Below are 26,668 nucleotides of genomic sequence, written 5' to 3'. Positions count from 1 at the left end.
CTGGAGAAACGCCTCGAAGTGCAGGAGATGTTTCGTGAAGATGCTACGCTCTATAAACAAAGTATACTTTGGCTCGAGAATGTTCGTGATGGTGAACCGATGATGAGTGGTCGCCTGATTATACCACAAGAGTGGATCGATAAGATTCTCTTTGGTAGAGATTATGCTCCCCGCTTCGGTATGGATTTTCCTGCGCGCAAAATTACTACGGCTATGACGTGGGAAGATATAGTGTTGCATCCGCGTACGCAGCAACAGATCGAACATATTCGCACGTGGCTGGAGTATCATCCACTGCTTTCGCAGGACGAAAATCTGAAACGCAAAGTAAAACCAGGTTATCGCGTGTTGTTATATGGCCCGCCCGGTACGGGGAAAACGCTTACGGCTGCATTACTCGGAAAACAGTTTAACAAAGATGTATACCGTATAGACCTTTCACAGGTGGTTTCGAAATTTATAGGTGAGACGGAAAAAAATCTGGAGAATGTATTTCGGAGAGCAGAGAGTCGCGACTGGATACTTTTCTTCGATGAAGCCGATGCGCTGTTTGGTAAGCGAACCAACGTGCAAAGCTCGCATGATAAATATGCCAACCAGGAAGTAAGTTATCTCCTGCAGCGCGTGGAAGACTACGCAGGACTTATGATCCTTGCATCGAACTTCAAGAATAATTTAGATGAAGCATTCATTCGCCGTTTTCATGAAGTCGTACACTTCCCGTTACCGGATGCACATGAACGCAAGCGCCTGTGGGAAAAATCACTTCCGTCAAACCTCAGTCTTCATACGTCCGTTGATTTGTTTGATATAGCCAGTCAGTATGAACTCACCGGAGCATCTATACTTAGTGCAGTACAATACGCAACGTTACGGTCATACGCCAGCAGCAGTAAAGAGCTCACCCAAACGGATATTGTAGAAGGAATACGCAGGGAATTTATGAAAGAAGAAAAATCTATTTAATCTTTGAGCTCCCATCTTCTTACACATACGTTGGTCTGGTACAATTACTTTTCTGACCGGTACAAACAGCCTGAAGCACATACCCATGAAAAGCGTTACGCTAATTTTTTAATGAGTGCCTGTGTAAATTCTTGATACAGATCAGCAATGATTTCTTTCAACCACCTCACGATCATCACTTTTCTCCTGTAGAAATATACTTTCCGGATTTGCGCCTGATGGATGTATAGAGCCTTCCATCCTTGCAGGAAGCAACCCTGGCATAAGCTATAGGGAGGCTTGTGAATTTTTTAGGTAACTTACCAGTATAAACAGTGATTAAGTCATGGCTCAATACAAACTACAAATTAACGGTCGGAGTTACGAAGCCGATGTAGAGGCGGATACTCCTTTGCTATGGGTGCTGCGCGATAACCTCGGATTGGTAGGTACAAAGTATGGTTGCGGCATTGCACAGTGTGGTGCGTGTACGGTACATCTCAACGGAACAGCTGTGCGGTCATGTTCATTGCCGGTGTCGGCTGTTGGTACGAAGAGCGTTACGACCATCGAAGGGCTTTCCTCAACAGGTGATCACCCCGTGCAGCGAGCGTGGAATGAAGTAGATGTAGCGCAGTGCGGTTATTGTCAGGCCGGGCAGATCATGTCGGCTTCGGCATTGCTGGCAAAAAATCCGCATCCTACCGATGAGCAAATATATACTGCCATGAACGGTAACATTTGCCGTTGTGGAACATATCATCGCATTCGTGAAGCGATTCAACTGGCATCCACTAAAATGAAATAGTCATGACGATCTTACCCAAAACAAACAGGCGTGATTTTCTGAAGCTGGCGGCAGCTGCAAGTGGTGGTCTTCTGTTAGGCTTTCGCTGGAGCAGTTCAGCAGCAGCAACAGAAGATATAGTGCAGGTGCTTGACGATACAACCGCGTTGCCACTGGATACAATCGACTTCAATAGTTATCTCTCCATTGCACCGGATGGTATCATCACTATATTTTCTCCCAACCCCGAGCTTGGTCAGAATATAAAAACATCTTTTCCGATGATCGTGGCCGAAGAACTCGATGCAGACTGGGCCAAGGTAAAAGTATTACAGGCGCCACTGGATGCAAAGAAATTCGATCGTCAACTTACTGGTGGCAGTGGTGCTATACCTCACTCATGGGAACGGCTGCGCAAAGCGGGTGCTACTGCGCGACAAATGTTGATGGAAGCTGCTGCTAAACGATGGAATGTTTCTGCGAGTGAACTATCAACCGACAAAGGTATAGTGTTGCATGTTGCCAGTGGAAGAAAGCTGGGCTATGGCGAACTGGCTACGGAAGCATCCAGAGTTCCTGTACCCACAGAAGTAAAGCTGAAAGAAGTTAAAGACTTTAAACTTATCGGTACCCCTATACGCAATGTAGACAATGCCGAAATGTTTACCGGTAAACCTTTGTATGGCCTGGACTTTCATCGCGAAGGAATGTTCATCGCAATGATCCAGCGTCCGGCAGCATTTGGTATGAAAATAAAATCGGTGGATGCTGCTGCAGCGAAAGCAATGCCCGGTATTGTAGATGTGGTTACATTCAAAAATAATGTAGCGATTGTTGGTAAATCTACTTGGCAGGTAAATAAAGCGCGCAAAGTACTAAAAGTAGAATATGAAGCAGAAGGTGCTATAGAAAGTACAGCCGATCACGACAAACTCTTTAAAGAATTACTGAACAGTAAAGATGCTGCCGTAAAACGTAAAGATGGAGATGTAGAGACTGCGTTTAAGAGTGCTGCGAAAGTAATTACGCGCGAATACCAATGTCCGTTCCTGTCGCATGCCCCGATGGAACCGATGAATTTCTTCGCGCATGTTCGGGAAGATGGTGTAGAGTTGGTTGGCCCCACGCAAACGCCCGAGATGGCGCGAGGTGAAGTATCTAAACTGCTAAATATACCGGCAGATAAAATTACACTTGACCTGACACGACTCGGTGGTGGCTTCGGTCGCAGGTTGAAAGCAGATTATGTAGTAGAAGCCGCAGAACTTTCGAGTCTTATCAAGGCACCCGTAAAGGTAATCTGGACGCGTGAAGATGATATGACCGGTGGAAGCTATCGTCCGGCAGTGCGCTATCGCTTTGAAGCTGCGCTGGATGCAAAAGGTATGATGATCGGGTATAAACTTCGCGGTGTAGGTATAAATGCCGGTAACACAACACGTGAAGATAATTTTCCGTCAGGTGCTGTCGATAATCTTTTGATAGAAACGGTCGATCATCAGTCGCCCATAACAACAGGTGCATGGCGTGCACCGATCACCAACTTTCTGGCGTTTGCCGAACAGGCATTTCTCGATGAAGTGGCGTCTGCTGCCAATCAGGATCCGATTCAATTTCGCCTGGCATTATTAGACAAGGCGAAACAGTCGCCTGCAGGTGCCGTGAAATATAGTATAGATCGCATGAAGGCGGTGATTGAACTTGCAGCTGAAAAATCAGGATGGGGCAAGAAGAAAGATGTAGCACAAGGCTTCAGTGTATACTTCTCCCATCGCTCGTATGTAGCGCAGGTTGCCGAGATCAGCGTGAAGCAGGGTAAAGTTACCCTACAGAAAATTTATGCTGCCGCTGATTGTGGTGTAGTCGTGAATCTCAGTGGTGCTTATCAGCAGGTGCGGGGAGGAGTTGTAGATGGTTTAGGTCATGCTCTCTATAGCAACCTCACATTCAAGGATGGCGCAACCGAGCAAAAGAACTTCAACAACTATCGGTTGATACGTATGAAAGAAGTACCTGATATAGATGTATACTTTGTTAACAATGGTATAGATCCAACAGGTCTTGGTGAACCTGCGCTTCCACCTACGGGAGGAGCAGTAGCCAATGCGTTGTTTAAGGCAACGGGCAAGCGTTTGTATAATCAGCCCTTCACCAAACAGGAAGAATTGAAGGGCGTGAGCCTGGGTGAACGCTTGTAAAATCAATTATAAAAGTAAAAGCCTCATCTCGCACAAACGGAATGAGGCTTTTTTATTCAATACTCGAAAGAATACTAATGCATTTTCTGCACCCACAGTTTATCAGCTGATGCTTTGAACTTTGCCTGATTTGTGTTCCAGGCACGCAGATTATTTTTCCCGTTGAAGTTGGAGAACAAGTATACTTTACCATTGATGATCTTGAATGTAGATGGATCTACTTTTACACGCTCACCATTGATCGCCATCGAGTAAGCGCACCATCCGCCATAGGCAGGTTCATATTTGGAAGGTGATTTTTTAAACTCTTCCATGTTTTCCGTATTCACAAAATAATAGGTGAGGCCCTTATAAGTATAAGCAAAATCCTCCGTGCCCTTGGCAGCTTTGCCTTTGAAGTAACTCACCGGATCAAAGTCCTTAATGGCAATACCATTGTCGTTGTTATAGTTACGCAGTCTCGTGGCATTTTCCGATTGTGCCCTTGCCGTTAGCGCAAGACACGTCAATAGTATAATAGTCAGGTAGCGTTTCATAGTTGTATTATTTGTGCCAAAGATACAAGCGAGTGCATATTCGGTATTGAAGCTTTGTCGATTTATACAACAACAGAACGTCCGTATCAGTATAAATTGCTCTGAATACTATTTGCAACTAAAAAATAGTTACACATTTTGTCTGAATATAATTGGCTGTTGTTCTAATGAGTAATCCATCCATGCCCGTACTAGCCATAGTATCAGTCTTCATGAACCACACCCCAGATCAATTTTAAAGACATATGGTTAATAATATACCGGAAGCATTACGAAAACAAGACCTTATATGAAAAACTTAATGGAGTATAAAGATTTTAAGGACGTGGCAAAATATAGCGCGGATGATGGTGTTTTCTTTGAGAAGATCTTTGGTATAAATGATCTCATTACTAGCAGCACGAAAGAACAGGAAAGCGAAGCGACCTAAAAGCCGGATATTGAGACGCACAAATACTACGAGAAAAAAGCGACATTATTTATAAGACTAATTATATCTCCTTTACAATCGAAGACAACGAAGCTTGTGCATTCCAAAAATTCCAGCCGGTCGATTGGCTGAATTTTTTCTGTAACTCCTTTCCGTGTTTATAATTCTGGATGATGGTATTCCAGTTCTTCCAGTATACAGTTACCATGGCGGTAATGGAGTATATTTGAAGGGATAATAAAATGTGTCTGGCACTTCCTTTCTTTTGAAGGAGTCGAAGGGTGCTTACACGTATATATAGTCGAAGAAGGTAGAAGAACGATTTGGCCATGCGATAACGAAAACTTTTTACGTTCAGCGATTTCCATTCGCAGATGATCTTATAAGGATTCAGTACTTCAAAACATTTGGCACTTTCCCTTAAATACTTGTGATAGTATTCCAGTGTAATACGATCACGGGTAATAAAATGCCGAAAGGTAAGACGTTCATCGTACCAGATTGTATAGCCGGCAATCACCAGGGCCAGACACAATTCATAATCACCCCCGGAGCTTAACTCTTTGCCCAATCGATCGGTTAATAAACTCCTATATCCGGCATGTTGCAGTATATCATAGGCCGATTTTCGTATTACACAACCTGCGCCATACAATGTGAATCGCTTGGAAGGACCACTCATCGGGGCTTGTCTTCCGGCCGCATAAATGGAAAATGCTCTTACCCAAGATGGTGGTTCTTCTTCAAATACCAGCGAGCCATATCCTCCCAAAGCACCAATGTTGGGATGAGATGCCATAATTTCGTATACCGTGGCTATATAATGAGGATCAAGCCAGTTGTCGTCATCACAGAGCAATATATACTCATAACTGGCGCTTAGGAAACCCTTTCTTCTGGCATAACTTAAACCGGGCTGTGGTTCATGCACAATTGTAAATTGCTGGTTGCAGGTATATTTACTCCATTCGTGCTGCGCTACGCGACTTGTTTCATCTGTTGATGCATTATCGACTATAATAAACTCCCAGGGTATATGTGCCGGTACACATTGATTGGCAATGTGCCGGATAGTCTCTGGTAATTTACTGGCACCGTTATAGGTACAGATCACCACGGATACGCCTCGTTCACTCATCTGTTTAAAATTAGTCGTCCAACCATTTTAACAATTCCTACTGCCATAGGTATATCTTTATGCAGTTGCCAGCCGCTTTGCATTTGGGCTATAGCACCACGCTTGTCGCGCGACTGTGTCCACAACCGTTTGGCTGTACGCAATGCATAGTGTGCATAGAATTTTTTTGCTTTCTGCAGACATTTCTTTTTCTCGGGCTCAGGCAAAAAATGGTTGATCTTTTCCAGCACGATTTGAAGATCACGTATATTCTGCCCGGTAGTAAAAGCTTTGCCGGATATAGAGTGTGTGTGCCTGCGATAGGAGGCCAGTATAGCAGGGGTATAGGCGAATGAATATTGCGAAGCAATGCGCATCCACATCTCCCAGTCTTCGCCATAATGCACACCATAAAATGCTCCCAGGGTTTCATATACTTCCCGCTTTACGGCAATGGCCACATATTGTATCCGTTGTCGCTCGGCAAGCCGAACAAGCCAGTTGTTGAGTATACCTTCTTCCGTAGCTTCCGCAGCAGGTATAAAAACAATGTTACCATGTTCATTTATATACTGGTAGTGGCAGAAGGCAGCTCCGGCAGCAGGGTATCGGGTAAAGAGATTATCCAGTTTTCGGTAAAAGCCAGGATGTACCAGATCATCACTGTGCAGTAAATGTATATATATACCTCTGGCGCGATTGATACATGTTTCAAAATTTCGCAGACTGCCTACATTCTGTGGCTGACAAAAATAGCCGATGCGTCCTTGGCCAATTCCCATTACCAGCGAGCACACATCTATGTCAGTACTACAGTCGTCCACCACTTCAATCTGCATGTTGTCCTCGGTCTCCGCCTGCTTTAGTACAGCATCCAATGTCTCTTTCAGAAAAGCTCCGCCATTATATACCGGTATCATCACGGACCATTTAGGTCGCGCAGATCCCACAACAGGTGCTATACGGGGTGGCCTTTCGGGCGTGCGATTACTATCTGGTGGATGTGTAATGCTCAATGCAACAAGGTTAGGCGTCTATATTAAGTTACTTCTTTTATATGGCAATCGTAAATGATGCCAGATATTTTTTGTGCGCCAGCGTATAGCATGGATGACCTTCCGGAGTATATGTCCGGGCTTACCGGTTTTCAGCAATAAAATCACATTATAGGGCAAAGGAAGACGCAGGAAGAGTTGGTAAATAATAAAGTCGCGCTTGAACCAGGCAGCCTTCGCTATATCTTGCGGATGACAATTTATATTCCCAGTTCGGCTAATCTGCAAGGTGATTGCATCCAGTATTGAGAGACATTCCATGATGCCCGGCATACTTTTTAATGCCGCGAGTGGAACGATGTTGTGCCGCATACACTCCAGGTATTCTTCCCGAATAGTAAATGTATCTCCCATATAGTGTTGAATATTGCGGATCACATTCTGCCTGTTGGCAAGGTCATATTCAGTTTTGCGAAGCACAGTGTTGAGGCTGTTCGGGGAAAGCCGATAATCCAGCAGCACCTCACTGAGATTATCTATTGGAAATTTTTGTGCCAGCTTCCAGAAAAGATCGTAATCCTCTGAATAGGGCATACTATACATGCCGACCGATTTTACGGCCTGTTTCCGGTATATAACCGTGGGGTGGTATATCCAGCACTCAAAGGTCAGATTGTAATAAAAAAAACGACTGGTATATTTTTCTATGCGTACATGTTTCTTGTCAGCCGTAACTACCCGGCACCAGCTTGAGAGCAGTGCACATGCCGGATGCGTTATCATATAGTCATATTGCTTCTGTAGTCGGTCAGGGTAACTGATGTCGTCTGCATCCATGCGGGCAATCAACTCGCAGGAGGCGAGTTCAATACCACGGTTTAGCGTGGCAGCTATACCTATATTTTGATCATTGCGGATGAATCGGATTCGCGGGTCGGTATAGGATTCGATGATTGCCGCGCTGTTATCCGAGGATCCATCATCCAGAATCAAAAATTCAAAGTCGCGAAAAGTCTGGTGAAGGATGCTTTCCACAGCTTCCCGTAAGAATGCTGCCGCATTATATACTGGCATAAGAACGGTGACTTTCGGAGCATCCATCAGGGCATGCGGTTTAATAACTTCCTGACTACGCGTTTTGCTTTGCTACGGACTTTTGCCGGTAGCGTATAAAAGATAGAATAATATAGCGGATAATGATAGGGCAGAAGTGCTTTGCGTAAAAGAGACTCTATATCCGCATCGTGAATGGCATGATCGTTCAGATAACGTCTAAACCACTCCAGGTAATATTGCCGTACACGATGATACCTGCCTTGCTGATGAACGTTATATACCTGGGACGCTTGCCGCTGACGGTAACGATTATTCCATTGAGAGGAGACAAATATTTTTTGTGTGAGGTATAGCTGTGCCAGAAAAGCCTGATCTTCATACACGGCATTGTCGCCTGTAAATTCTTCTGCAAAATGAATGTGATCGTGCACACTTCTTTTTACCATCATTCCCGATGGACAAGGTGCTGCTCCTTTTGCCAGGGGGTATAATTGCATGAGAAGTTCAGGAGGAGTATATACTTTGCCGGGAGAGGTGCCTATATCTATAACGATATTTTTTCTGGCCGTGTCTTGCCAACTATACCAGTATTCTGAAGCTTCCAGTAATACAGTTGCTTGTGGGTTCTCTTCGAATATACGGATTTGATTGAGGAGCTTGTCAGGCAGCCACACATCGTCAGCATCCAGGTAAGCTATATAGGTACCGCGAGCATTTGCTATACCAAAATTTCTGCTCTTGCAAACGCCTTTGTTGGCGTGGCCTTCGTGCTGAAGGTATATTATTTTGCCGGGGTATGCATGAGCGTAACGTTGGGCAATCTCTGTACTGGTATCGGTGGAGCCATCGTCTACCAATATCATTTCCCAATGCGTATACGTCTGTTGCAATACGCTTTGGATCGTCTCTTCCAGAAACGCCTCTTCGGTATAGAAGCAGGTTATTACAGAAACCATTGCATCTTTATCCATCGTCATTGCTATACCTGGTTGCGTTGCCACCGCTGTATACTAATACTGAATGCTTCAGGCGCCTGGTTTGTAACCTGAATCCGGGGTATATCATATATACTCATTCGAGCAGATACAACCTGTGCATGGGTTGATACAGCATATTGAAATCCTGATACCTGTGCAATAACCGGTGTGTCCTTGTTCAGACTCCCGTAAGGATAAGCGATGCCCGTTACAACTTTACCGGTTATTTGTTCTAGTATATTTTTGCTTTGTTGCATTTCTGCGCGTTGTGCATCCGGAGGAAGAAATCCCAATGCCGGGTGATTTGCCGTATGGGCACCAATCTCCAATAAAGGCGACCGCGACAGATCCCGTATCTGGTATTCGTTCATGACAGGTGGTGTATGAAAAATTGTATTACCTGACCACGAGCGTAAAGCTTGTAGTATAGTTTGCTGATCGGTTATAGATGCCGGCTTTAGTATAGACCAGAGATCGTGAAATAATCTAAGGCGCGCATTATATAGTGGCTTGCCATAGCGCCACGCTCGGATCTCTTTCTCGAGGGAAGTTGTAAGCACACGGGCTTCACCCAGCGCAAACGAAAAAGAAGTTTCGGCCAACGTAAGAGAAAGTTTTTCCGGGAGTACAGATTGCACCAGGATCATTTGCTCCAGTTCGTCCCACCAGTATGCCTTATCGTTCGACTGGAATTTTGTAGTAAAGAAAAATGTAGCAGGCAAGGTATACTTCTCCAGCAGGGGCTTTGCCTGCGTATAATTATCGAGGTAACCATCATCGAAGGTAAGTGCTATACAGGGGTATAACGATTGTCGGGTATATATCCGTTGTATAAGTTCCTGTAAGGGTATAACTTCTGTGTGTTGCTGAAGATACCGGATATGGCTCTCAAAGTTTTCAGGGCTTACACTCAGATCCCACGGATCGAGCGCGCTATCTGCTATACGATGATACATTAGTACCAGAGCGCCCTTTGTGTTTCGTGTAAAAATATTTTTCAGGAAGTGAGCCATTATTATTTGGTTGCCCTCACCGCTATAATTACCTGGTAACTGGGATCGTGTATATCCAGAAAATCCGGACGCACTTCCGGTAGTCCCATGCCGTAGAGAAAAGCTGTAGCGATATATACATTGCCGTATGTCTGTATGTGAATATCGTTTTCATTAAAATGTTCAGCCAGTAATTTTTGCATGGATTTATCCGTAAATGCCCATAGCCAGAAATCCCTCCATTCGCCTTTATCAATGTGGCTGATACCCGGCACGGTAATTAATAACGTGCCACCTTTTTTCAATATGCGATAGCATGTGCCGAGTGCAGCCCGGAAGTCGTACAGAAAGTGCAGTGTTTGTGTTAGAATGATACAGTCGAAAGCATCGGAAGGTATATGTGGTGCGTTACTGAGATCGCCCACAAATGTAACGGTGTCGTTGGCCCATGTAATATGGAGTACATCACTTTGTGTAACGCTCTGTGCACCGAACTGCCTGGTATAAGCATTATCTCCAATCTCTAACACGCGTCCGTGTACCAATGTTTTGTTCTCGCTGAGAAACTTCTCTATATAATAGCGATCTACCGGGCCACCGCGATCAAAACCGAAGTCATTACTAAAAGGCGATGTGCGTTCCAGGTCTGCCCACTGAATCTTTCCAACGGGTGGTATATATCCGTGTATATATCCGAGCCTGTATAATCTCCGAAGTATAGCAGAAGGGAGTATTTTTCTTAAAACCTGCCTGATCCTGAGTCTGGCAACTTTACTTTCTAACCGGACACCTGCCGTTATACTCTCTTGCAGCAATGCGCTGCGATCGGTCCATGCCGGTATAATTTTTTCTTTTGACACCTGGCGATATAAAGCCTGCTTCAGCTTATCGGTATAGTAATGTTTCCAGATAGCCCTGCCGTTGTGCCATGCTTTCTCTTCATCGGTTCCCTGAAGATGGGCTTTTTGTCGCTGGTGTACCAGTAGTGCAGCGTTCAGCATGAACGGAATTTTGGATGACATGTTGGTGCCGTGTATGCGATAGGCGGCCATGTTGTGATTATGATCGCCTACGGTATGCTGGCGTGTTATACGCAGGTAGAGGTCGTAATCCTCGCAGGCTTTCAGGGAAGTATCAAACTGAAACTTAGTGAGTATCCACCGGGTATACATGACGGCCGCGTGCATACCGATATAATTTCCCTGGAGTAAATGGATATAGTGATTATTGCTTATAACGGATAGTGTGTCTTGCTCAACCGGATATCGCCATTCATCCACTTTACGATGCCATCCGGATACAAATGCCCAGGACGGATTTTGTTGAAGATACGCCACATTTGTAGACAGTGCCTCCGGGTATAAATAATCATCGGCATCAAGAAATACCAGGTATTCCCCCTGGCTGTTGGCGAGCCCGGTATTGCGGGCTGCTGACAATCCCTGGTTTGGTTGAAATATATACCTGACTCCGGATAGCTGCTCGCAAATGGCAGGTGTGTTGTCTGTTGAGCCATCATCTACAATAATGATCTCTGTATGACTATAGGTTTGTTGCTTTACACTCTCGACTGCTTCAATAAGAAATCGTGCGTGATTATAGCAGGGGATGATGACTGATACAAGTGGCTGATGTAACACGATTTATCTGGAATGGTTGGATGGTGTGTTCCTGTATTTAAGATAAAAAATTAATCCTGAAAATATTCCATGTATTTCTGCAAATATTGTTTTATATCTTCCGCGGTTATAGGGGAAGCCCCGCAGCAAAAGCCAGCTATAGTAGGGAGGCAGTGTCCTGTACAAATGCCGGAGATTGCCTTTGTGCCTGAAGCGCTGGTGCTGGATCATGATCGCGGCCGTAAATCCCCGCATGTAAAAAAAGATCTGTTGTTTAAATTTATCCATCGTATCGCGATGATAATGGGATACAATAGCCCGCGGATTGTATTGTATAGTATATCCGGCAGCCAGTATGCGATACCACATCTCCGAATCGCCATTGCAGCCTGCTGCACCTACATCCAGGCGCTCATCAAAATAACCTACTGAAGAAAATATACTTTTGCGAAAGCCCATGTTCGCCCCGGCACCGATCGTCCATACAGGAACCCCTTGGGTTACGGTGTCGTTGAAAAACACCGTGTCGTATCGTTTGGCAATAAAGCCACGGTTAAATGGCCAGTGGCGCTCAAATATATACTGTGCTTCGGTGTTAAGTTCGGCTGCGAGCACAAGCCCGGTAAAGGCCATAACAGCCGGATCATCAAATGTTTTAACCGATTCATATACCCACTGCGGGTGTATATCGGTATCGTCATCGGTATATAGTATAATTGGCTCGGAGGCTTCCCGGGCACCGGTATTTCGCGCTATATCCAATCCGGGGTTGTCTTCGCGTATGTATTTTACATTACTAAATGCTTCGACAGTTTTTCGTGTATCGTCATGGCGAGATGCATTGTCAATCACTATTATTTCCGAGGGCTTGCATACCTGTTGTGTCAGTCCGGTGAGACACCGGTGCAGGTTTTGTGCGCGATCCCGTGTGCAGATCACAACGGTAGCCCTACAGGTTAAGGGTATTTTTTCGGATACGGAAAACGCTTGTGAAAATATACTTCTGAAAACAGTCCATGATGTTGCAGTAGTTCCGGTATAATGCTGCATAGCCCAGGATGCAGCGTGCAATATTTTTGCTTCGTAGGCTGATGGCGTGAGTACTTCTCCCGGTTTTATAAAGAGATGACCTATGGCCCGGGCATTCCACCATAGTACTATATATTGGCCATCTTCCTGCGTAACCGGTTCTGGCGGAGAGGTATGGCTCGCCAGGTCGAGATGAGTACATATATAGGGTTTGAATACAGGCATAACAATCAGAGTGATGGTACTGATGTGAGGATCACCGGAAAATCCGGGCGAACATAGCCCATCCACTTGCCATACCAGTGGATGTTCTCACGATAATCTTCCACATCGAACGACACACACTCATTCAGGTAAAACACCTCTACGGAGGTATCGCGCACAAAGATGATGGATATATAGTAAGAGCCATCATTGAGAAAGTTGCCCGGTATAGTACATTTTCCTTTGATCAATCCTTTCTTGTAACGAAACGATTTCGAGCTGACATCAAATATACATTCGCTGCTTTGCGTAAAGAGATGTATACCTGTAACCAGGTCTATATCTTCTTCATAGTTCCAGAACTCAAATTCCAGTGTAAGCTGCGTGCGCACGTCAATGGGGGCGGTGACATTACTGCGCAGCGGTATAAGTTGTACAGATTTCATTCGTATCGTGGCGTTGCCCGGAGCTTTTTCCGGGGCATCCCACTGCTGTTGCAGTTGATGCTGCTGAATTCCCCCTAAATATTGATTGACAACTTGTGATGATGGACCGATTGTTACCATCGTTCCTTTTTGCAAGAGCATGGCACGATGACACAGGTTGGTTACAGCCTGCATGTTATGGCTCACAAACAATATCGTGCGTCCTTCCTGGCGCGATGCCTCATTCATTTTCCCCAGGCATTTTTTTTGAAACTCTGCATCGCCTACGGCAAGCACTTCATCTACAATAAGTATATCGGGTTCCAGGTGTGCGGCCACAGCAAAGGCCAATCGAACATACATGCCAGACGAATATCGTTTTACCGGGGTATCGATAAACTGACTTACACCGGAAAAGGCAACGATCTCATCAAACTTGCTGCGGATCTCGTGGCGTGTCATGCCGAGGAAGTGGCCGTTGAGGTATATATTTTCTCGTCCCGTGAGTTCATCATGAAACCCTGTACCAATCTCCAGCAAACTGTTAATGCGGCCACGGCCACGTACTATACCTTGTGTCGGACGTATTACTTTCGAAAGTATTTTTAGCAGAGTAGATTTGCCGGCACCGTTTCGCCCGATGATGGCAAATGCCTCGCCTTCCTTTACATCAAAACTGATATCGCGGAGTGCCCAAAGAAAATCGTTGGATATATCTTTTTCGCGCGCTGTTTGAAAGAACGGATCTTCCTTCTGTAAGATGTTGGTATACCACCACCGCTGCAGGTCTTGCCGCAGCGATCCTGTACCGATCGTTCCCAACCGGTAAAGCTTCGACAGGTTCTCAACTTGAATGATTGTTTCGCTTGTCATGTATACTGTTTATGAACCTGCATGTATATCGGACGTATAAAATGTATCTCGTATTTGTTATACAACATCGATCAGCTTTGCGCTCATTTTATTGAACAATACAGCTCCGAATATAAATATAGCGGCAACGCATCCCAGGCTATACCCCAGCTGAAGTATGGAAAACATTCCTTCTCCCAGAAATGCAAAGCGAAAAAATTCTACTACAGGAGTAAGGGGATTGAGAATCATGCCGCGCCTGATGGTTTCTGGTACGATAGACAAAGGGTATATTACCGGGGTGGCAAACATCAACAGGCGAATGGTAAGTTGAATAAGGTTGGTAAGGTCGCGATACTTTGCCAGGAACACCGATAGCGCCAGCCCCGCGCCTAATCCTAAACCAGCGGGCACCACAACGCCCAGGGTAAGCGCCAGTATACTATATAGCGGATGGAATGATACGATTCCCTTGTATATATAGAAAACGTAGATCCCCAGGAATAAAGCAAACTGGATAAAGAATCGGATGATATGCGTAGCGGTAACGGAGAGCGGAATGATAAGCCGGGGAAAATATACTTTGGAGAATAAGGGAGCGTTGGCACTGAATGTATATACCGACCCGGAGAAAGATTCTGCAAACAAATTCCAGAGGATAATGCCACTCAGGTAGAATAAGACGGGAGGCGCATGGTCTGTAGAAATGCCGACTACGCGATCAAAGATCACAACGTATAGGAGTACCGTTACCAGTGGCTGAATCACTACCCATACCGGCCCGAGCAGCGTTTGCTGATATTGTGTCAGAAAATCTCTGCGGATTAAACGCAGCAACAGGTGGCGGTAATGCCATAACTCTTTTCCGTTCCATTCAAACCAGGCAGAGTCTGGCTTAATTTCCCATTGCCATCGCATAATAAGGTCTTTATTCAAAAATGATTCAAGTAATTTACTAATCCCCGGGCAAAAAAAGAAATCGCGAAAAGGGGACGAGAAGATGGCGGAATACTGCTGCAGGAACTTCCGGAAGGTGATATAAAGCAAGAACTTCAAGGTATACTCGTAATACCTTGAAGTTCTGTTAATGGTCGGGAGGGTATATTTTCAGTATCAGGGATATCCGTAGAATCCTATGCCTTCATACGTATAGCCGCTGCCACCAGCGCCAAGTTCTCCCCAGTTGGTAGTATAGAAGTGATCGCCACTGCTTCCGCTATAGTAACGGTATACCGGCACTGTACCGCTTACCTGCGAGGTGAACGCATAGAACGCCACACCTTCATAGGTATAGCCGCTGCCACCTGCACCAAGTTCTCCCCAGTTGGTTGTGTAGAAATGATCGCTGCTGCTTCCGCTATAATAACGGTATACCGGCACGGTTCCGGATGCCTGCGATGTATTGGCATATAGGGTTATACCTTCCAATACATAGCCATCTTTACCCGAGCCGAGTTCGCCCCAGTTGGTAGTATAGAAGTGATCGCCACTGCTTCCGCTATAATACCGATATACAGGCGAAGTGCCGGCCGGTATAGTCCGGTTAGGATATACTGTTGTCAGGGCTGTTACATCATCCGATGTGAACGGACGATCGGTATTGCTGGAGCATGCCAGCATCCACGAGCCGGCAGATGGCCCGGTAGGAGTACCCGGTATATAATTCGCACCTACACCGGCATCGCCTTCATTGCCACCGCTGCCACAACTGAATGTGCGGTTCATATAGTCTGTATGACGAAAGCCAATCGCATGACCAATCTCGTGCGCGATCACCGTAGTAGCGTCCGGGCGAGTCGAGGTATTGTTATAGTAGTATGTATTGAGTCGTATAGGGCTTGCCGGATTGCCGTTGGTAGGAAAGCCCGCGCTATACCCCAGCACATTGCTTACTTCATAGAAGGAAAATATACTGATATCGGCAGATGCAGAACTGCTGGCGCGCTGAAAGGTGAGGCCAAGACCCTGTGCATTATAGCGGGCCAACGCTGCATCAAATGAATTTTGCATATAAGTTCCGAAACCGGCATCTATATATACCTGCAGGGTGCGCGGTGTAGCTACTACAAGATTATTGCTTCGGTAATGTTCGGTGCGTCCGTTAGCCGGAGTGGTGGCCGATTCTGCCAGCTCATTGATCATTTCTGGCGTCAGAAATATATCGTACTCTACCAGGTAGCCATTCTCATACTTCTGGAAACCTTCGCTGGTATCAAAACCAGCTGCCTGTAACTTGGATGCAACAACATTTAGTTCTTGTTGGGCGGTGCTTTCATCGGAGCTGATCTTTTCATTCTCACACGATGTACATAACAGGATAGCGATCGCTACTACACATGACAGTAGCCTGATTCCCCGCAGGGGAACTTTAAAAAATACATTCATAGTACGTGTTTGTTTAAGGTTGGAAATAATTAATAATTACAAACAATGGTCATAATTGCGTTGCAATAATATCAAGAAGATGCAGATGGAAAAATATATAGTATAAATTTATTAATGAGGCACAACAGGTATATAGTCTGGGTATATATACCTCTATTTGTTATTACCTGTTTTTTCCGGTAGTATGTGGTAACATTTGAAAAATATATACCCTGTATCGGGTATATATTTTGCCCTGGAAGGGTATGGCTTATTTAAGAAGTTCTTTCTCTCGCAGGAAATCAAAGATCAATTTATCTACATGCGATACTTTGTCCAGGTCAGCGCAAGTCAGCCAGCGTATTTCTTCAATCTCCGAGTCTGCTTTTAGTATACCGGTATAGTCGGCTGTATAGCAAGTCATCTTTACCTCTGTGCCAGTTGTTTCATGGCCATGTGCCAGCGCCTGAAATGTACCTACAAATTGCAGTGTGTTATTTTTCAGGTCTACGCTCAGCTCTTCTTTAATCTCACGGCAAAGAGCCTGTTCATCTGTTTCACCTTGTTCCCGTTTGCCACCGGGTATATAGTATTTGTCTTTTCCACGCGAGCGGGTGGTAAGTATGGTTTTATCGCGGAGTTCGATCCAGGCAAGTTTGTCGATGAGTTTCATAGGGAATGTATTCGGGTTCGTGATGTGCCGCTAAAGTAAAAAAGTGAATACATTTCTGATCACATTTGCGTTGTAATTTTTATTCCCTTTATCGATCGTTATTTTGTACAAAACCTTTTGCCTGACAATTCTTTTTACTATGCTCCCGGTGATGACTGAAATACCTAACCGCTTATAGTAAAACTTTACCTTCCACGAGAAACTTTCTTTATATTCATGTGTAATACTATATTTTGTACTTGTTCATAACGGTGAGGCTACCGTCTTTTTACCCTGCTGAAAGATTGGTATGTAAGGTTTTTGTGATGTGTGCGAAGAAGAAAAAGATGTCTCAGTGTATTTTTGGTTTTTAGAAGCATGTGTGTTAACAGGTATACATTTACCGGCTAAAGCCGCACATGACTTTGTGTTATAAATACAATCCAGTTTATAGTTACCGAAATAGTTTAACAAACCTTATGAAATCCAAACTCTACGCATTATTTTTTGCCCTCATTACGCTTTGTATCCTCGATGCTTGTAATGATGATGACGTAACCATCGTTGATCCCGATCCAATCACGCCTGATCTTACAGAAAAGATAACGGCATCTGTAACAGGTTTTGTCGCTGACGAAGATGGTACTCCGATAGTCTATGCCAACGTTGATGCTGGTGATAAACATGCTTTAACAGATGAGTATGGTTATTTCGAAATACCGGCAGCTTCTCTTGCCAAATTTGCCGGCCAGGTAAAAGTGAGCAAGACTGGTTACTTCGATGGCTATAAAACCTTTATCACGCAAGCGAACAAGGAAAACTTTGTACGGGTTAAACTGCTTACCAAAACAGAGATCGGTACTATCAGTGCCAGCTCCGGAGGTTCTGCTTCATCGACAGACGGTGCAACGGTAACGCTACCCGCAGAAGGAGTGGTAACAGCCAGTACCAATGCTTCTTATACTGGCGATGTACATGTCAATGTTCGATTGATAGACCCTGCAGCAGAGGCAGTCCCGGGCGATGCAAGAGGTACGAGCACCGATGGCTATGCCAAAGCATTGAAAGCATTCACTACAGTAGCCGTTGAATTAACCGGCAGCAACGGGCAGACACTGCAAATCAAAGATGGCAAATCGGCCACGATCACATTACCTATACCGGCTGCATTAGCCTCTGATGCTCCTGCTACTATAGCATTGTGGTCGTTCAATACAGAAACAGGTTTATGGAAGCAGGAGGGAACCGCCACGAAAACCGGCGGTGCGTATATCGGTACCGTTGAGCACTTTTCCTTCTGGGAAGGAGCAGAGGGCATTCCACTCGTAAACTTCTCGGCACGTGTTGTAGATGCTTCTTCGCAACCACTGGCACACGTTCCGGTCACTATAAATATAGGAGGGCTTCCTAAAAATGCAGGCTATGGTAAATTTGGTTATACCGATGCCAACGGGTATATATCCGGTGCCGTATTTGCCAATGCAAACCTGGTATTGGATATCCTCACGCCCTGTGCATTGTCGGCTTACTCACATGAGTTTTCAACAGCGGCTACAGATATAGATCTCGGTACATTAACCGGTAATCTCGGGCAGAGTGTTGTTACCTTGAGCGGCACGGTGCGTGACTGCGAGAACCAACCCGTTGCCGATGGTTATGTACAAACGTACGACAACGGATTCTATAACCGCATCGCTATCACCAATGGAACGTTTAGCTTTACCGGTCTGGCTTGTACAAACACCGATGTAAATATAGTGGTGGTTGATTATGCTACAAACGAACAAAATATACCGGCATCAGTACACCTGAATGCGGGCGTTAATAATCTCGGTACACTGACAGCCTGCGGAACAAGCACGATGGGTTTTATCAATTATACGTATGACGATGTATCTGTAAGTATACAGGAACCAACGGATACTGTTGCGGCCTATAATCTTACTCCTGCAGCGTGGACACAAGTTGTTACGTTAAGCGGCAATCCGAACGAAAGTCAGAAAATGGCATTTCAGTTTGATGGGGGCAGTGATCCGGAAGGTGTACATAAATTCTCCGATGTATTTTCAAACGCATTCCCGAGTGGCCGTGGATATGCACCGGTGCCTGTTACTGTAACTATTACGGAGTATGGCCCGGTCGGTGGATTTATCAGCGGTGAATTTTCGACAGATCTTATCCTGGACTTCAATGACAATTCCATACACTCACTAACGTGTAGCTTCCGCATAAGACGAAGACAGTAGTTTTTATTATATATACTTGGCTGTTTATAGCATAGAGTATATATAGAGCGTGTCCCTATGGTTGCCATCTAAAATCAATGGCAACCATGCGGGCCGCGCTTTCGCTACTCGCCAGCCCACCGCGCAAACCCGCTTCGGGCTCAAACATGCCGCTCAATCGCTCACGCGCGTTGTCACGTTATAGTTAAACGCTGCTAATGAAATATAGTGATATATATGCTATAGCGCAGATGGATTCTTGCCAAAGAACTGCTTGAATGAATACGAAAAATGCGAGAGCGTTTCAAAGCCTACCTGCAGGTATACTTCAGAAGGTTTAATGTTCTTTTCCGTTATCAGGTAATGCGCTTCCTTCAATCGCATTTGTTGTATCCAGCGATTGGGCGAAGTGCCGAACGTCTTTTCAAAATCACGCTTAAATGTAGCCAGGCTTCTGCCTGTAAGAAAAGCCATTTTCTCCAGCGGTACGTTATAGCGAAAGTTCCGGTTCATAAACGCTTCCAGGTTAATCTTGCCCGGTATACCAAAGTCAAAGAGTATATCTTGCAGAAATGGATTTTTATGAAGCAACGTGAGCACTGCTTCCTCTTTCTTCAATCGTATCAGCTCTGCAGACAGTGGCTCTTTAAATAAGGGCAGAAGCGAGTTAAAATAATGCTGAAGCAGACTATCGGCAGCGATGGGCACCGATACGCGATATACGTTTGTTGATTTGCCTGCATATAGTTTACGGCTCTCACTCATACTGGTTAGTAAGCCGTTGTCCAGGATGATTGATACGGCCTTAAAAGGTTCCGGCTCGATAGATTGCTTAATGAATTTAGCCAGGTTATTCTTTCTGAACAACGCTATATCTCCGGGCCCATACGTGTCCGTACGGTCGCCATCGATAATCAGTAATTTTCCGGCAATGATATAGCCTGCTGAGTGATCTTTGATAAACTCCTCACCACTGCGTTTTATACCGTGATTGACCGAGTATATTATACCATCGTGATTCCAGGTTTGCAGTTCTTCCATATCGCTATACCTGTGCAAAGGTAATCACCCGAATACAATACCCGATATCCGTTTGCGGAAAGCTTCATCGCCTCCGGTAATACGTTCGGTATAGAGCGCTCTTGCATCCGGGCCTGCCGTATAGCGCAATTGATCTTTGCCATCGGTAGCCGCTTCATATACTACCGCTGCGATCTCCTCCGGCTCCGATGGATGGAATAAACCCTGGAGCTTTGGCATCATGGTTTGAAAATGTGTGGTATACGCCTCATGTTGACTGATGTGCAGTGAATCTCTGAACGCTGATTTGATACCACCGGGGGCAACTGTTTTAACCGTAATTCCAAACGGCTTCAATTCATACGAAAGACTTTCGCTGAATCCTTCCAATGCCCATTTGGTGGCGTGGTATACCGATGAAAAGGGAAATGTAGTAAGACCACCGATGGAAGTAGTGGTAATAAACATGCCACCATGTTTTTCCCGAAAGTGAGGTATACATGCTTTGATCACTTGTATAGCTCCATACAGGTTTGTGTTGAGTTGTCCTGCAATTTGTGCATCCGTAGCGCCTTCCAGTGGTCCCATCAATCCATAACCGGCATTGTTTAACACTACATCGATGTTTCCCAGCAAGAGTGCCTTCTCAACTGTAGTATATATTTGCTGGTTGTTGGTTACATCAAGCGGTAATACCGTAATACCCTTTTGTTGCGTAAGTGTTGTATCTTTTTCAGGTGTACGCATAGTCGCAATCACCTTCCAGCCACGTTCAGCAAAAAGCAGAGCAGCCGCTTTACCCATTCCCGTTGATGCGCCTGTAATAAAAATAGTTTTCATGGAATATATCGTTAGTGTCTGAGTCGTGTGGATATTTTCATTTCACGTGACTCAAAGGTATACCGCTATATCGGCCCGGAGCTTTCGTAAAAAGCTCAAATTACTTTCTGCAAAAGCTCACAACGGAAAATGATGGAAGTGACGTGTTATAAAAAAAGAAAGGCTTTCCGAATAAGAAAGCCTTTCTTGTAGAACAGCATGGACGATACCTTCCATACTTTTGTCTACAGGTTACTGATTATCTTTACCCTTTGTTTTCTCTTTCAGGATATTTCCCTGCGCGTCAAATTTTACTTTCTTCTTTTCATTGCCGCGACTCAGTTCTACTGCATACAAAGTCTGACCATCTTTTGTTTTACGATAAGCCTTTGAAACAGTATACGCACTATAATCACCGCTTTGCAATTGCTGGCGAATGTTCGCGGGCAATTCACTTGCAGCGATCACATCCTTATCCGTATAATTGTCCTGACTTTTGTGATCCTGATCTTTCGCGGCATCCTGGCGATATTTATCGCGCGTCATAGATGTAGTGTCCTGTGCATTCAGTACTGCTGCAGCACCGAATATCATAAAGCATGCAAATACGATTGTTTTCATGTTGATAAGATTTTTTGTTTGATACTTATGCTTATGGGCAAAACTTCATGCCCAATGGATGATACAGGTATTCGTTACTGTAGAACTGTCCAGCAGTTTATCAGTTGATGACTGTATTTCATTCTTCGGGGAGATAAATCTATACTGTGGTCCTTATCCTAAATCCCGATTTTTATTTGTTCCTGATAAAGGGTATATTTTGTTGACTTGTTTCTACGGGATAGAGATTCCTCATGTAGTATAGGCTGCTCATCTTTCGCGTTCATGCCAGGCATTTTCCAGGAAGGCAATTGCTGCCAATCAAGAGATGTATAACCGGATATTCGAATTTAGTCATACTAAAAATTAGAGTGTCCTCCGGGTGGATTGGTTGTGGTGAACAGCAATCGGCAGACTATTCTTGCTGACCGCGGCCGGTCAATAAACGTCCGACATCGGAACGTAAAGACTGCTGATTATTCGGTATCTCTTTGTATTACTGTACGTTGGTAGTTGGCATAGTTGTTATCCTGTTAACCGCGTTGTAACTCAAAACCTATGTTTAAAAGCTACTTTGTTATTGCCTGGCGAAGCCTCATTAAAAACAGGACGTTTTACTTCATTAATATCCTGGGCCTTTCTATTGGTCTTACGTGCTGCCTGTTGATCAGTGCCTATTTATATACCGAGCTTACCTATGATACCTATCCTCAACAGGCTGATCAGATATACCGCGTGGGTATAAATGTGAATGGCAACGGTGCAACGGATGGCTACCCGCACGTTGATTTTGCTGTGGGAAGAGGAATGAAAAATGCTTTTGGCGAGGTAGCCGATTTTACGCGGTTTATTCGCGCCAAACAATTATACCTGCGCTATAAAGAAACCGTATTCAAGGAACAGCACATGGCGATGGCCGATTCAAACTTTCTACGGTTCTTCTCTATTCAGCTCATAGAAGGTAATGACAAGACAGCGCTTCGTGAACCCAACAGCATAGTAGTAACAAAAGCCTTTGCACAGAAGTACTTCGGTGAAGAAAGTCCATTGGGAAAAGTATTGTCATTCGGACAGGACGGTGAGTATAAAGTTACCGGTATGATCAGCGAAGTGCCGGATAAAAGTCATTTTCATTTTGACGCTTTCATCAGCATGTCAGGACTGCGTTTTGATCGGGAGACGTGGAGTAACGTAGGGGTATATACTTATCTACGCTTAAATGAGCATACAGACCCCGTTACCTTACAGGCTAAATTTCCGCAGTTAGTAGAAAAGTATGTAGTGCCCGAAGTTCAGCAAGATATGGGTATCAGTCTGGCGGAAGCCCAGAAATCGGTTAATACGTTCATCTTTACCTTGCAGCCGCTTCGCGATATTCATTTATACTCGCATTCAGCCTATGAACTTGAACCCAATGGCGACATCAAGTATGTATATATCTTTGGTGCACTGGCTATATTTATACTGTTGCTGGCGTGTGTAAATTTTATCAATCTGTCAACAGCCGCTTCTGCGAAACGTTCGCGTGAAGTAGGTATCCGTAAAGTAATGGGTTCATTGCGGATGCAGCTGATCATCCAGTTTCTGACAGAATCAGTCCTGCTGTCATTTTGTGCGATGTTTGTGGCCTATGGTATTGTGTCCATACTGTTACCCTATTTTCATCAGCTAACCGGCATTGCTATAGGATTTGATTTCTTCCTGCAACCCGTTACCGTGGCAATCGTTTTATTTTCGCTCGTAGCTGTTGGCATGCTGGCAGGTATATATCCGGCATTCTTCCTGTCATCTTTCAAAACACTTCGTGTGCTCAAGGCAAATTCCGGCAGTGCCGATGGTAAACGTAACAGTCTGCGCAGTGGTCTTGTTGTATTTCAGTTTGCAGTTTCCACTGCACTTATCGTAGCTACCCTGGTAATATACCAGCAGCTTAGTTTCATGCAGAATAAAAATCTGGGCTATAATAAAGAACAGGTAATGGTGATTGAAGACAGTTACCTGTTGCGTAACAATGAAAGTGTATTAAAAGAAAAATTGCTGCGTAACAGTCGCGTGACGAACGTATCAATAGCACGCAATATTCCCGGAGCACCTCCGGATGGCACACAGGCTTTTGCAAAACAAAACCTGGAGAGCGAGAGTCATGATGAAATACACATCGATATATTCCGGATCGACTATGATTTTGTTCCTACACTCGGTATAGCATTAAAAGAAGGCAGAAATCTTTCTCCGGATTTTCCTTCTGATTCCTCTGGTATCGTAATCAACGAGACGGCTGCACGTGCATTTGGCTGGACAACGGATGAAGCTTTAAACAAGACGATTGTTACCTCCGGTCAAAATGAATTTCATGTTGTTGGAGTAGTAAAGGATTTTAACTACGCATCCGTCCGCGAAAAGATTGGTCCGCTGGTGATGATGCTTCCGCGTCATAACGGTATTACGCTGGTAAAATTTCAGGCTGCCGATGTGCAGGAAGTAATAGCATTTGCCAGGGAACAATGGAATGCATTTAACCCGGATGCACCTTTTGCCTATTCGTTTCTCGATCAGCGATTTTCAGCCATGTACTTTTCAGAAGAACGCACCGGTAAAGTCTTTACTATATTTGCTGTTATTGCTATCGCTATAGCAGCGCTGGGCTTGTTTGGGTTAAGTGCCTATACGGCAGCACAGCGAACCAAAGAGATTGGCATCCGCAAAGTACTGGGAGCTTCTGCCACGGAAGTACTGATCATGCTGTCGAAACAATTTTTAATACTGGTGGTGATTGCCTTTATTATAGCCGTGCCTGTTGTCGCGTGGACAATGAATCAGTGGCTGGAAGATTTTGCTTATCGCATCGCTCTTCAATGGTGGGTCTTTGCCTTGGCCGGTGTTTCTGTTGTGGCAATTGCTTTTGCATCTATGCTATTCCAAACCATGAAGGCAGCAGTTGCCAACCCCGTAAAAAGTCTGCGAAGCGAGTAACCATTAGCATTACGTTAGCTTACTATAGAACATGGCTCTGGTGTATAGTATATATCACGAGCCTTGTTCGCCTATCAAATACAGGTATCTATACAAGTGCTTCGCTGGCGAACAGGTTTTTTCGCAATCGAACAAAGTAGTGTCTCCGGTAGGGTAAATTATACTGCGTTACAGCTATATCGTTGGCACTATCCTTGAAACAACTAAAACACCAAATCATCTTTTATGAAAACTACAACCTTACAATCCATAGTCACGAATATAGCAGGGATGCTGGTAATCGTGATTGCTTCCGTCTCTGTAAAAGCACAACCGGCCGCTGCCCGGCAACACGTACTGGTAGATGTATCGCATGGACAGATATTCTGGTTCGATCCTGCAGTTCCCGGTAGCAGAAAACCTGACCAGGTGGAACGCATCAAATACCTGAATGGCGAACTGGTGAAGAATGCCACGGCGTTCAATGCCGATGTTAGCTATAGCAAAGGTAAACTGACTCCCGATGTTCTTGCCAAGACGGATGTGTTGTTCATTCATATACCTTCTGCTAAATATGAAACAGATGAAGTAAAAGCCATCCAGCAATATTTACAAAAAGGCGGATCATTGCTGTTAGTGATGGATGCCGATTACTGGTCTACGCTTGAACAAGTAAATGCAAATGATATACTTAGTCCTTATGGTATACAGTTCGGTAAAGATAGCCCTATAGCAGGAGCCGGGGGTCTTGCCAAAATCAGTGCCATCACACCCAAAGAGCTGAGCATTCCGTATCATGGTGCGCGACTTGTAAATGGAGGAACACCATTCTGCTATAGCAAGCTTACGAAGGATGAACCCTTTGGTACATTTACAAAGCTCAAGAGCGGTGGCAAGATCGTTGCCATGGGCGAGGGCATGGTTTCGCTATACATGACCAGTTGGGAAGGTGTAAACAATTACCAGTGCAGTGAATTTATGGGCGATGTGTTGGGCTGGTTGTTGAAATAAAAATCAGTTGTCGCATTACGGATGATGTAGGAATACGATCAGGTATATATATGTCATCACATAAAAAATTAATATGCCGTTACAGGCGGCATCGCTTCCGGAATTAGTATCTTTGATAGCAGAGCCCACCTTGTCTTTTTTCCTCACGAAAGAAGGGGTGGGTTTTGCGTTTCCGATCCCCATACTATTCCCGCAGAGGGGAATGGATCATTCAACTTGCGTCCGCAAAAAGTTATTGTACCCGTTTTACTGTTAGCTGCTATTGCTGCATTTGTAAAACTTATCCTGGTCACCTAAAACCTTTAAGCATGTACAATCATGAAAGCCCGCGTTGCTTCACCTTAGATCAGAGGAGAAGCACCAGACGAAATCTTAATCACACCGAAAAAGTTAAACCATACAGTGGTTTTGTCATTGTGAGGTTATCCGATCAATTCTCCTACCTCGAAGGCGATAACCTGAAAGAGTTTGCACGAAAACATCAGATGGATAAAGTATCCAGCCTGCTGGAAAAGTTTCCCCCCAAGTCTACCCGAAGAAGTATAAAAAGTGTTTCTGTATCTCAGCTCAAAGAGCTGGAAAGCAAGGCGCAAAAATCAGAGTTGCCTCCTATGAACAGCTTGTCTAATTACTGGCGACTCGATTATCGCAATTATGATGGTAACATCGATGAGTTGATACGCACGTTGCAGGATGCTCATGATGTGGAAATGGTATATAAAGAAATGTCGGTTACCGATCCGCTGGTAAATGCAGCAGACGATACACTGGCCGCACAACAAGGTTATCTGGATGCAGCACCCGATGGTATAGATGCGCGCTGGGCCTGGACACAACCCAATAGTGAAGGTATAGGTGTTGGA

The 26,668-nt window shown here is 44.7% G+C and carries 22 protein-coding genes and 1 pseudogene; 8 read left to right on the top strand and 15 right to left on the bottom strand.

Annotated elements, in window-relative coordinates:
• From VIN08_RS05860 to VIN08_RS05850, 3 genes are all read left to right on the top strand, one after another.
• On the top strand, positions 1-966 hold a 966-nt coding region (locus VIN08_RS05860), incomplete at its 5' end, for an ATP-binding protein (RefSeq protein WP_331961631.1).
• 325 nt (positions 967-1,291) lie between these two features.
• Positions 1,292-1,753: a (2Fe-2S)-binding protein gene (locus VIN08_RS05855; protein ID WP_331961628.1), complete on the top strand. Its 462-nt coding sequence runs from the start codon at positions 1,292-1,294 to the stop codon at positions 1,751-1,753.
• Positions 1,754-1,755: 2 nt separating this feature from the next.
• A complete protein-coding gene (locus tag VIN08_RS05850) occupies positions 1,756-3,930 on the top strand; it encodes a xanthine dehydrogenase family protein molybdopterin-binding subunit (RefSeq protein ID WP_331961625.1) in 2,175 nt (724 codons plus the stop codon).
• A gap of 74 nt (positions 3,931-4,004) precedes the next feature.
• On the opposite strand, the gene VIN08_RS05845 is transcribed toward VIN08_RS05850, so the two are convergent.
• A complete protein-coding gene (locus VIN08_RS05845; RefSeq protein ID WP_331961622.1) occupies positions 4,005-4,466 on the bottom strand; it encodes a YHS domain-containing (seleno)protein in 462 nt (153 codons plus the stop codon).
• Between the two features lie 289 nt (positions 4,467-4,755).
• Here VIN08_RS05845 and VIN08_RS05840 point away from each other — a divergent pair, with 289 nt between their 5' ends.
• Complete coding sequence (locus VIN08_RS05840; protein WP_331961619.1) at positions 4,756-4,896, top strand: hypothetical protein; 141 nt, start codon at positions 4,756-4,758, stop codon at positions 4,894-4,896.
• Between the two features lie 61 nt (positions 4,897-4,957).
• Here VIN08_RS05840 and VIN08_RS05835 read toward each other — a convergent pair whose 3' ends face one another.
• The 11 genes from VIN08_RS05835 to VIN08_RS05785 form a co-directional block, all read right to left on the bottom strand.
• Positions 4,958-6,034, bottom strand: coding sequence for a glycosyltransferase (locus tag VIN08_RS05835; protein ID WP_331961616.1), 1,077 nt, complete (start codon positions 6,032-6,034; stop codon positions 4,958-4,960).
• Positions 6,031-7,029: a glycosyltransferase family 2 protein gene (locus VIN08_RS05830; protein ID WP_331961613.1), complete on the bottom strand. Its 999-nt coding sequence runs from the start codon at positions 7,027-7,029 to the stop codon at positions 6,031-6,033. The genes VIN08_RS05835 and VIN08_RS05830 overlap by 4 nt, the downstream gene beginning before the upstream one ends.
• Before the next feature lie 18 nt (positions 7,030-7,047).
• Positions 7,048-8,109 (bottom strand): glycosyltransferase family 2 protein, encoded by a 1,062-nt coding sequence (locus tag VIN08_RS05825; protein WP_331961610.1) that lies wholly within the window; start codon positions 8,107-8,109, stop codon positions 7,048-7,050.
• Positions 8,109-9,065 carry a glycosyltransferase family A protein gene (locus tag VIN08_RS05820; RefSeq protein ID WP_331961607.1) on the bottom strand — a complete coding sequence of 319 codons (957 nt, stop codon included), beginning with the start codon at positions 9,063-9,065 and terminating at the stop codon, positions 8,109-8,111. Before VIN08_RS05820 ends, VIN08_RS05825 begins: the two co-directional genes overlap by 1 nt.
• Positions 9,044-10,054 carry a polysaccharide deacetylase family protein gene (locus VIN08_RS05815; protein WP_331961604.1) on the bottom strand — a complete coding sequence of 337 codons (1,011 nt, stop codon included), beginning with the start codon at positions 10,052-10,054 and terminating at the stop codon, positions 9,044-9,046. The genes VIN08_RS05820 and VIN08_RS05815 overlap by 22 nt, the downstream gene beginning before the upstream one ends.
• A 2-nt stretch (positions 10,055-10,056) precedes the next feature.
• Complete coding sequence (locus tag VIN08_RS05810; protein ID WP_331961601.1) at positions 10,057-11,673, bottom strand: glycosyltransferase; 1,617 nt, start codon at positions 11,671-11,673, stop codon at positions 10,057-10,059.
• Between the two features lie 3 nt (positions 11,674-11,676).
• The gene (locus VIN08_RS05805) at positions 11,677-12,906 is read right to left on the bottom strand and encodes a glycosyltransferase family 2 protein (protein WP_331961598.1); all 1,230 of its coding nucleotides are present in this window, start codon (positions 12,904-12,906) and stop codon (positions 11,677-11,679) included.
• Positions 12,907-12,911: 5 nt separating this feature from the next.
• Positions 12,912-14,183, bottom strand: coding sequence for an ABC transporter ATP-binding protein (locus VIN08_RS05800; protein ID WP_331961595.1), 1,272 nt, complete (start codon positions 14,181-14,183; stop codon positions 12,912-12,914).
• A 57-nt stretch (positions 14,184-14,240) separates the two neighbouring features.
• Positions 14,241-15,098: an ABC transporter permease gene (locus VIN08_RS05795; RefSeq protein WP_331961592.1), complete on the bottom strand. Its 858-nt coding sequence runs from the start codon at positions 15,096-15,098 to the stop codon at positions 14,241-14,243.
• 177 nt (positions 15,099-15,275) lie between these two features.
• On the bottom strand, positions 15,276-16,547 hold the full coding sequence (locus VIN08_RS05790; RefSeq protein ID WP_331961589.1) for a M57 family metalloprotease: 1,272 nt from the start codon (positions 16,545-16,547) through the stop codon (positions 15,276-15,278).
• 250 nt (positions 16,548-16,797) lie between these two features.
• Positions 16,798-17,199: an NUDIX domain-containing protein gene (locus tag VIN08_RS05785; RefSeq protein ID WP_331961586.1), complete on the bottom strand. Its 402-nt coding sequence runs from the start codon at positions 17,197-17,199 to the stop codon at positions 16,798-16,800.
• Positions 17,200-17,657: 458 nt separating this feature from the next.
• On the opposite strand from VIN08_RS05785, the gene VIN08_RS05780 reads away from it, so the two are divergent.
• Positions 17,658-19,424: a hypothetical protein gene (locus VIN08_RS05780; protein ID WP_331961583.1), complete on the top strand. Its 1,767-nt coding sequence runs from the start codon at positions 17,658-17,660 to the stop codon at positions 19,422-19,424.
• 219 nt (positions 19,425-19,643) lie between these two features.
• Here VIN08_RS05780 and VIN08_RS05775 read toward each other — a convergent pair whose 3' ends face one another.
• The 3 genes from VIN08_RS05775 to VIN08_RS05765 form a co-directional block, all read right to left on the bottom strand.
• Complete coding sequence (locus VIN08_RS05775) at positions 19,644-20,444, bottom strand: AraC family transcriptional regulator (RefSeq protein ID WP_331961580.1); 801 nt, start codon at positions 20,442-20,444, stop codon at positions 19,644-19,646.
• Positions 20,445-20,468: 24 nt separating this feature from the next.
• Positions 20,469-21,263, bottom strand: coding sequence for an SDR family oxidoreductase (locus VIN08_RS05770; protein ID WP_331961577.1), 795 nt, complete (start codon positions 21,261-21,263; stop codon positions 20,469-20,471).
• A 231-nt stretch (positions 21,264-21,494) separates the two neighbouring features.
• Positions 21,495-21,863 carry a hypothetical protein gene (locus tag VIN08_RS05765; protein WP_331961574.1) on the bottom strand — a complete coding sequence of 123 codons (369 nt, stop codon included), beginning with the start codon at positions 21,861-21,863 and terminating at the stop codon, positions 21,495-21,497.
• A 537-nt stretch (positions 21,864-22,400) separates the two neighbouring features.
• Here VIN08_RS05765 and VIN08_RS05760 point away from each other — a divergent pair.
• The 3 genes and pseudogenes from VIN08_RS05760 to VIN08_RS05750 all read left to right on the top strand — a co-directional run.
• Positions 22,401-24,815 carry an ABC transporter permease gene (locus tag VIN08_RS05760; protein WP_331961571.1) on the top strand — a complete coding sequence of 805 codons (2,415 nt, stop codon included), beginning with the start codon at positions 22,401-22,403 and terminating at the stop codon, positions 24,813-24,815.
• Positions 24,816-25,040: 225 nt separating this feature from the next.
• The gene (locus VIN08_RS05755) at positions 25,041-25,805 is read left to right on the top strand and encodes a Gldg family protein (RefSeq protein ID WP_331961569.1); all 765 of its coding nucleotides are present in this window, start codon (positions 25,041-25,043) and stop codon (positions 25,803-25,805) included.
• Between the two features lie 416 nt (positions 25,806-26,221).
• Positions 26,222-26,668, top strand: a pseudogene (locus VIN08_RS05750) (hypothetical protein); the annotation flags it as partial.

It is taken from the genome of Ohtaekwangia sp. (genome assembly GCF_036568665.1).
GTDB lineage: Bacteria > Bacteroidota > Bacteroidia > Cytophagales > Cyclobacteriaceae > Ohtaekwangia.
Note: the sequence above shows the minus strand (reverse complement) of the source record. Positions and strands in the feature narration are given on the sequence as shown.